Raw genomic sequence first — 8,154 nt, forward strand, 5'->3', positions numbered from 1 at the left:
AGTACCAATGCTGGTTCCGCCGATGAGAACACCGCCAACATTTACGTCCATTACGACATCGTTGACATCGACCCGCAGCACGTCGGTTGCAGTCGACTGGCCGAGGCCATTGCCCTTGTAAACATCGAGGTTCACCTTGGCGAAGCCGACATTGATGCGTTCCGCCTTGGTGTCTCCGACGGTGCCACTGCCATCAAGGTCAGTATCGGCGCTATCAACAACACCATCACCGTTGTAGTCGAAGTTCGCTCCGGCGCCGGTGATGGACATACCGCGCACGCCAACCGCCAGGAAGGGAACGTCGAATTCCATGTTATTTACGGTGAAAGCAGTGTCGATGTTCAGAGAACCGTCGCCAGTGCCACCGAGGCTGGTGGACGCATCTTCAGTGTCAACCCGGATATCCAGCTTGGCCAGCATACCCCAGGCACTGAGGCCAGAGATCAGCGTGGTGCTGTCGGTACCTTCCAGGTTCATTGAGGAGGCCGTGAAGCCCCAGTCAATTGGCAGGCCACTGATCGTGTGAACGGAAATCACAGCGTCGCCGTCGTCCGCCAGGTCGATGTCGATAGACAGATCGTCTAGGAGCTGGCTAGCCGCAGTGTCAGGAGTACCGTCACTGTTAGTATCGAAGATCGGGTTGGCACCTGTGATGAGACCAGCACCACCAAGTTCGATGTCATTAACGGTGAATGAACCGCCACCGATTTCACCAGCAGCACCACCGTTCGTGTCGGTGTACTTGAACTGACCAATGCTGACCTGGGTTTCCAGTTCGATGGTCACACCGGCCTGGCCGGTTACGTTACCCATCGCAGAATCATTCATGGCCGTCAGTTCTGCCTGGGCGGCGAACGGGGCGGCGGCTACCGCTGTAGCAAGTGCAATTTTTTTCAGGCCTTTCATTCTTATCTCCTTATAAACTCATCGTTGTTCTTGTGTGAGTTTTGTATTTTTAGAAGCAGGATCTGTGATCCCACAAATCCATTTAAGATTGTTTTACACTCTGAATCCGTGATTGCACTCACAATTCTCACCCACACCGAAACAAACCGTTACAAAAAGGATTTATTTCACGTTTTGTTCTGCCTATCCCCGCCTTGATCTTCTTCATCACGGCCGTCATAGAAGAGCTCATAGGGTTTTTTCTGGGTACTCGGTTTGCCGAAGGTCAGCTTTCCTCCCGCAAATTGGTAAGGTACGACCTGTAGTCCCGACAGGCCTAGCCGATGCTCATGTTCTATGGCCATAACTCGCGTACCTTTTTCCCCCTCGACGGTGCCCGCATATACGATCGCTGTAGCAAGGATTTTTCCGTGTCGTGCCAGCGACTTTAGTGCGGCTCTGAACATAAGCACCTTCATGGTTGCCGCTGCCTGCTCTCCACTAGCGCCCAGCCGAACCCGCTTAACTTCACCGTCATTCATCATCATCCATGCCGCAGGAATGACTACGCCACTTTGTTCAAGCTCACTACCAACCTCTTCCCGGGCAACTGCAGTCAATTCCTGAATATGCTTGGCTGCCAAAGTAGCGTATTTCTTGATTTCATCCGGGCTAAGCTTCCCGTCAGATAGAGCATTTCGATCGGGTATGTGTTCACCGACCTCGCTCTGAGCCTGAACGCCTACAGGTATGAAAGACAGCATGAACAAAGCGGATAGAAGAATTATCTTAAAGTGCCCCATGATTGTTTTTATCCTTGTATTCTGTCGTTTTGTTGAGGAAGGTCAGTCGTATGTGCAGTAAAATGCAAAAACCTAATTAATTGCCTTCCTTTGACTTTTCATTAGATCAAGGGCTACACGCAGCGGACAACGCCCGTTTTGTGGGCTGTTTATCATTTCTTGAATATCGCGGAGGATACTTGAACCCGGCAACTATGCGGAAACTCACCCAGGAGGCCTACCATCGCCTGCTAAGCCATGCCTGCCGGGAAGCTGATTTCGCCTATATCGGGAGTGTCGGTAACGGCCCGGCCCGAGGAGTTTTCAGCGGTTTCTCTGCCGGGGCTCTCGCCTCAGAAGTGCTCCAATACCCTGTGCCTTCAGATTTCTGCTCCGATCACCTTGCCCAGAGCATGGAAACCCTCGTCCGCCAGTTCCAGATCGAACAGGAACCCAGCCCGGAATGTCTGTCCGGTGGCTGGATTGGCTTCCTCGGCTATGAACTTGGATATGTGCGGGAAGGTCGTCTCAGAGAGCTGTGTCCACCTGTGTGTGCTCCCCTCATGTCTGCAGGTTTCTACCTTTGGACTGCCAGTCATAATCGCAAGACAGATCAATATTGGCTTTGGATTCATCCGGATTGCCCTGATGGGACGCGGGATTTACTGGACCAGTGGCTGGCCACGGACGAGCCCGCCACCACCACTGGATGGTCTATGGTTTCCGGATTTCAGCCCAGGCAAACACCGGCTGCCTTCAAGACGAGCGTAGAAAGGGTTCGCCAATACATCGAAGCCGGTGATTGTTATCAGGCGAATCTGTCCCAGGAATTCTCAGGCCGTTTCGCTGGGGATCCCTGGCGAGCATTCCAGGCGCTCTCGGATGCTAACCCCACGCCCTACAGCGGTTTCATCCGAACTGGCGAAGCATCGATTATCTCGGTCTCCCCCGAACGTTTTCTCGAGATACACGATCGCACCGTAACCACCAGCCCAATTAAGGGCACCAGGCCGAGAGGCAGAACACCGGAAACCGATCTGGCCTATGCCTCTGAACTGGAAGGCTCCGAAAAGGACCTTGCCGAGAACCTGATGATCGTCGATCTTCTCCGCAATGATCTGGGCCTGAACGCGAAACCCGGTAGCGTGAAAGTCGACAAACTCTTTGCTCTTGAGTCCTACAAGAACGTTCATCACCTCGTCAGCCACATTCGCGCGGAACTTGCCGACGGTGTTACGCCGATGAAGGCCCTGTTTGACGCATTCCCGGGTGGTTCCATTACGGGTGCACCCAAGATCCGAGCAATGGAAATCATCCGGGAACTTGAGCCCCACTGGCGCGGCCCCTACTGCGGCTCGATTTTCTATCGCGGACTGGATGGCACGCTGGACAGCAATATTGCGATTCGAACCATGCTGTGTGATGGCGAGGGCACCATTCGGTGCTGGGGCGGTGGCGGCATTGTTGCGGACTCAGATCCCGAGGCTGAATATCAGGAGACGCTCGCAAAAGTCGGGTCTTTAATGCGGTTTCTGGAAGAATTGGTGATTGAGTGAACTGAATCCAGGTAAACATGGGGTCAGAAGAAAGCGTTCTTCTGACCCCGTTTTCAGTTTTCCATTCAGGCGCTATGGATCGCACTGGCCTTGAGAAACTCCTGCCTGAGATCGTCAAAGTTATGTACCGCAGGGAACTGCGGGAACTCGTCGATTACGTTCTGCGGAGCGTGGAAAAGAATACCGGCTTCGGCCTGCCCCAGCATGGTGGTGTCGTTGTATGAATCACCGGCAGCAATCACGCGGTAATTCAGCAACTGGAATGCCCTCACGGACTGTCGCTTAGGGTCGCGCTGGCGCAGCAGGTAGTTGGTGATCTGGCCGTCGTCTGCAACTTCCAGCTTGTGACAAAGCAGTGCCGGATAACCCAGCTTCTTCATCAGGGGCATGGCGAATTCGTAGAAGGTGTCGGACAGAATCACAACCTGAAAACGCTCGCGCAGCCAATCCAGAAACTCCCGGGCGCCGGGCAGCGGGTCCAGCTCGCCAATCACTTCCTGGATTTGCGGAAGGCCATAGCCGTGCTGGTCCAGCAGCTTGAGGCGCTGCTTCATCAACACGTCATAATCCGGAATATCGCGGGTGGTCGCCTTGAGCTCTTCAATGCCGGTCTTTTCGGCGAACGCGATCCAGATCTCCGGGATCAATACTCCTTCAAGGTCAAGGCATGCCAGTTCCACAACGATCTCCTGCTTTGATTGGTAAAGGGCCAGGACGGTCAATCCGCCTGCCTGTATTCGGTGCGTATGATAAGAAAAACCGGCCAGGATTGCATCGGGGAAGTGTAAACCCGTGCTTTTAAACGCGGAATAACCATATAGATCGTCATTCCTTCAGGGTATGAGGCATTTAATGGTAGCCTTTTCGGTCAGTTAGATACCCTTGCACATCCATAGAAGGCAATGCCGGGCCATGACCGATATTCAAACCCTGCGGGAAGAGCTCGAAGGCCAGAGCCCCCGTTCGATTCTCAAAGCCGCGCTGCAGCAATACGATAACATCGCCATCTCCTTCAGTGGCGCCGAAGATGTCGTGTTGATTGAAATGGCGCACAAGCTGACCGACAACCTGAAGGTTTTCACTCTGGATACAGGCCGTCTGCATCCGGAAACCTACGATTTTGTAGAGCGGGTTCGCAAGCATTACGGCATCGAGATCGAAGTTCTGTTTCCGGATGCTCACGAAGTTCAGGATCTGGTGAACAAAAAGGGCCTGTTCAGCTTCTATGAAGATGGGCACGGTGAGTGTTGCGGCATTCGCAAGGTCAACCCCCTTCGCCGCAAGCTGGCGACCGTGGACGCCTGGATCACTGGACAGCGGAAAGACCAGAGCCCCGGAACTCGCAATGACGTCCCGGTTATCCAGGAAGATACCGCCTTCTCGACCAATGAAAAGACACTGGTAAAGTTCAACCCACTTGCAAACTGGACATCAAAAGAGGTGTGGGATTACATCCGTATGTCCGAGGCGCCTTACAACAAACTGCATGAGAAAGGCTTTGTCAGCATCGGCTGCCAGCCCTGCACCCGTCCTGTCCTGCCAGGTCAACATGAGCGTGAAGGCCGCTGGTGGTGGGAAGAAGCCACCCAGAAAGAATGCGGCCTCCATGCCGGCAACCTGATCGCCCGGGAATAACCCGGGCGCCTCTTGCCCGCTTACTTTCTAGTGAGTGGGCAGCTCGACATCCTTGAACAGTTCTTCGATTTCAGACCGGCTGCCCTGATGGGAAACCGCCTCGTCCACCTTTTCTTTGGTGAGATGGGGCGCGAAACGGTGAATGAAGTCATACATATAGCCCCGCAGGAAAGTCCCCTTTCGGAACCCGAGTCGTGTGACGCTGGGACGGAAAAGCTTGCGGGCGTCGAGCGCAACCAGGTCGGTGTCCGTTTTCGGATCGAATGCCATGCTCGCGACAATTCCGACACCGAGTCCCAACCTTACGTAGGTCTTGATCACGTCTGCATCTGCTGCCGTAAATACCACTTTCGGTGTCAGTCCCTGGGACTGGAACGCCTCATCCAGTTTCGAGCGCCCCGTAAAGCCGAACACGTAAGTCACGAGCGGGTATTCTGCCAGCTCCGGAAGTGTCAGTTGCGGCAGTTTCGCCAGTGGATGATCCTTCGGCACGATGACGCTCCGGTTCCATTTGTAGCATGGCATCATGATCAGGTCGTTAAACAGCTCCATGCCCTCGGTGGCAATGGCAAAATCGACCGCCCCGCTGGCTGCCATTTCGGAGATCTGCATTGGCGTCCCCTGATGCATATGCAGGGAGACGTCCGGGTACTCCTCTATAAAACCACTGATAATCGGGGGCAGTGCATAACGGGCCTGGGTATGCGTGGTGGCGATGCTGAGATCACCCTTTCGCTGGTTACTGAATTCCTGGGCAATCTTCTTGATGCCCTCAACCCGCCGCAGGATTTCGCCGGCCTCGCGAATAATGATCTCGCCGCCCGGTGTGATTCTGGTGAGATGCTTGCCGCTGCGGGCAAATACTTCAAGCCCCAGCTCGTCCTCCAGCAGGCGGATCTGTTTGGAGATACCCGGCTGGGACGTGAACAGACTCTGGGCGGTTGCTGAGACATTCAGGTCGTGATGCGCAACTTCCCAGATATAGCGCAACTGTTGTAGTTTCATTGAATCTGCTGCTCCCTGGAGATCGAAGGACCTTGTTGAAGAATACGCATAAAAATACAGATTTTCATTCTTTTTTAATATAGGCAACTGCTTTTACACAGTTTAGACCAAAATCGCATTTGCGCAGCCCCTGATAAAACCCTGAGGCTATGAAAAGCCCCTCCAACCCTTGACTTGGCCAATACAAAGGACACAATCCGTAATGCCCTGTCTGGGCACATCAACACTCCAGTTCTCAGGGAACTCATGCTGCTCACCACAAAGTTTCTTCGGCCAACGTCAGACTCGCGCGCGGTTAAACGTGAGCGGCTGAGTGCCTTGCTTGAGTCCCGGGCTCCGAAAAGACTGAATCTGGTGATTGCGCCGGCCGGGTTTGGCAAGACCACTCTGGTTGCGCAATGGTGTTCAAGGGTTTCCTCCCCTAGCGCCTGGCTCTCTCTGGATGAACACGACGATGAGCCCCGGCGATTCTGGCAGTACCTGATAGGAGCTTTTGAGCAAGCCGGGCTGACCGGCGCGTCCGATTTGCGCAAACAACTGGCTCACCACTCAGATGACACGTTTACCGAGGCCATTACCGGCCTGATCAACACACTGGCTCATGATGACAGCCCGTGGTCGCTGGTGCTGGACGATTTCCATTTCATTGGCAACCCGGCCATCCACAGGCAGTTCGCCTATTTCATTGATTATCTTCCGCCGGGTGTTCTGATAATCCTGGCGTCCAGAACCGAACCGCCACTGCCCCTGGCCCGCTGGCGCGTCCGTCGGTGGATCCAGGACATCCACCCTGGCCTGTTGGCCTTTTCTGAAGACGAATGCCGTCAGTTCTTTCACGACACCATGGGCCTTGATATCGCCGACGAAGATGTCCACGCGATTTACCGCAAAACCGAAGGCTGGGTCGCTGCCATGCAGCTGTCCGCATTGTCCGGAAAGGACGCCAGCACGAGTGGAAACCAGATAAATCTGGATGAGCGCCACATCAGCGATTATGTGCTGAGCGAAGTACTTGAGCAGCAACCCCGGGAGCTGTCGGACTTTCTGCTTGAAACGGCCTGCTGCCCCCGGCTATGTGCGTCCCTCTGTGATTCGATCCGTGGGTCCGATAACAGCCAGGAGCTGCTTGAAAAACTTCTCAGCCAGAATCTGTTCCTGATCCCGCTGGATACCCGTAACAAGTGGTTCCGCTATCACGACCTGTTTCGGGATGCGCTGCAACTCAGGGTAAGTCACCAAGATCCTGACTCGGCCGCGCGACTCTGGCACCGGACGGTGGACTGGTTATTGGCCCATGGCCACGTGCAGGAAGCCATTGCCCAGATCGTCCGACAGGAGGACTGGTCCCGGCTTGCCCGGGTGCTCGCCGAGCACGGCAACAACCTGATCCATGGCGGATATCACCTCCCCGTGCTGGACTGGATTGATGCTCTGCCACAGGATCTTGTCATCGACAATCCGCAACTCCAGATGCTCCGGATCTGGGGGCTGTTCTTTGCCAACCGCATGGATAGTCTGGAGCCGCTGCTGTCCGGCCTGGAGGATCTTCTGGACCGGCAGGTGGCGGACTCCCATCCGGATGCCGAAGGGGCCCTCGGGCTGCAAAGTGAGATCTCGTTGATGCGCTCCTATCTGGCTCGCACCCGGAGTGACGACAAGAGCGCCGCAGATCTCACAAGACAGGTGCTCAGGGAGATTGATCACACTCGCATACCATTAAAGTCGGTAACCTATTACGGCCTGGGCCTGGATTACTACGGCAAGGGTGAACTCACCGAAGCCGAAGACGCGCTCCAATCGGCAGTCCGTTACGGACAGGTCGAACATAAACCCAGTACGGTTCTTTCCAGTGGCGGCCTGCTGGCGTGGATTCAGTACAATCGCGGCGATATCGATCTGGCTTTGGAAACCTGCACCGAGATAAGGCAATGGGTGGACAAACACTATGCGGACCCAACCCAGCCAAGACTCATCTCATGCTGGCAGAACAGTACACTCTGTGAGATTCATCGCGAACGAAATCACCCCCAGCTAGCAGCCACGCACCTGAAACCGTTGCTCGAACATGTTGAGCGGGGCACCGAACCGGGCCAGCACGTGATCATTCAGTACGTGCGTGGTCACCTGGCTTTCAGCGAGGGCAGGCTCCAGGAGGCGATTGACGCGCTCGAAGACGCATCCCAGACCGCCCGCAAGCGGCGAGAGCAAATCGTGTTCGAGCCACCCGCAAGCACTGCCCTTCTGGCACGCTGCTACCTGGCTTCAGGCCATCCGGAAAAAGCCCGGGCCTG

7 protein-coding genes are annotated in these 8,154 nt (G+C 55.0%); 3 read left to right on the plus strand and 4 right to left on the minus strand.

What is annotated here, in order from left to right:
- Window positions 1-906, minus strand: a 906-nt coding sequence (locus tag B2W52_RS13700) for a DUF6160 family protein (protein ID WP_286803567.1), incomplete at its 3' end; no start/stop codon positions are given.
- A 167-nt stretch (window positions 907-1,073) separates the two neighbouring features.
- On the minus strand, window positions 1,074-1,688 hold the full coding sequence (locus B2W52_RS13705; RefSeq protein ID WP_273018025.1) for a hypothetical protein: 615 nt from the start codon (window positions 1,686-1,688) through the stop codon (window positions 1,074-1,076).
- A gap of 194 nt (window positions 1,689-1,882) precedes the next feature.
- Between B2W52_RS13705 and pabB the strand changes: the two genes are divergently transcribed.
- Window positions 1,883-3,223 carry an aminodeoxychorismate synthase component I gene (gene pabB / locus B2W52_RS13710; RefSeq protein WP_286803602.1) on the plus strand — a complete coding sequence of 447 codons (1,341 nt, stop codon included), beginning with the start codon at window positions 1,883-1,885 and terminating at the stop codon, window positions 3,221-3,223.
- Window positions 3,224-3,288: 65 nt separating this feature from the next.
- Here the strand turns inward: pabB and thrH are convergent, their stop codons facing one another.
- Complete coding sequence (gene thrH, locus B2W52_RS13715) at window positions 3,289-3,903, minus strand: bifunctional phosphoserine phosphatase/homoserine phosphotransferase ThrH (protein WP_069183523.1); 615 nt, start codon at window positions 3,901-3,903, stop codon at window positions 3,289-3,291.
- Window positions 3,904-4,135: 232 nt separating this feature from the next.
- Between thrH and B2W52_RS13720 the strand changes: the two genes are divergently transcribed.
- A complete protein-coding gene (locus B2W52_RS13720) occupies window positions 4,136-4,858 on the plus strand; it encodes a phosphoadenylyl-sulfate reductase (protein WP_014577210.1) in 723 nt (240 codons plus the stop codon).
- Window positions 4,859-4,885: 27 nt separating this feature from the next.
- On the opposite strand, the gene cysB is transcribed toward B2W52_RS13720, so the two are convergent.
- The gene (cysB, locus tag B2W52_RS13725) at window positions 4,886-5,863 is read right to left on the minus strand and encodes an HTH-type transcriptional regulator CysB (RefSeq protein ID WP_273018024.1); all 978 of its coding nucleotides are present in this window, start codon (window positions 5,861-5,863) and stop codon (window positions 4,886-4,888) included.
- 246 nt (window positions 5,864-6,109) lie between these two features.
- Here cysB and B2W52_RS13730 point away from each other — a divergent pair.
- Window positions 6,110-8,154 (plus strand): winged helix-turn-helix domain-containing protein (locus tag B2W52_RS13730; RefSeq protein WP_286803571.1); only part of this gene is annotated, 2,045 nt, incomplete at its 3' end.

The organism is Marinobacter sp. UBA2498, from assembly GCF_002341575.1.
GTDB lineage: Bacteria > Pseudomonadota > Gammaproteobacteria > Pseudomonadales > Oleiphilaceae > Marinobacter > Marinobacter manganoxydans.

Excerpts from the sequence above, each read along its gene's own strand:
- pabB (WP_286803602.1), top strand. The coding sequence starts at position 1,883 with ATGCGGAAACTCACCCAGGAGGCCTACCATCGCCTGCTAAGCCATGCC.
- B2W52_RS13720 (WP_014577210.1), top strand. The coding sequence starts at position 4,136 with ATGACCGATATTCAAACCCTGCGGGAAGAGCTCGAAGGCCAGAGCCCC.
- cysB (WP_273018024.1), bottom strand. The coding sequence starts at position 5,863 with ATGAAACTACAACAGTTGCGCTATATCTGGGAAGTTGCGCATCACGAC.
- B2W52_RS13705 (WP_273018025.1), bottom strand. The coding sequence starts at position 1,688 with ATGGGGCACTTTAAGATAATTCTTCTATCCGCTTTGTTCATGCTGTCT.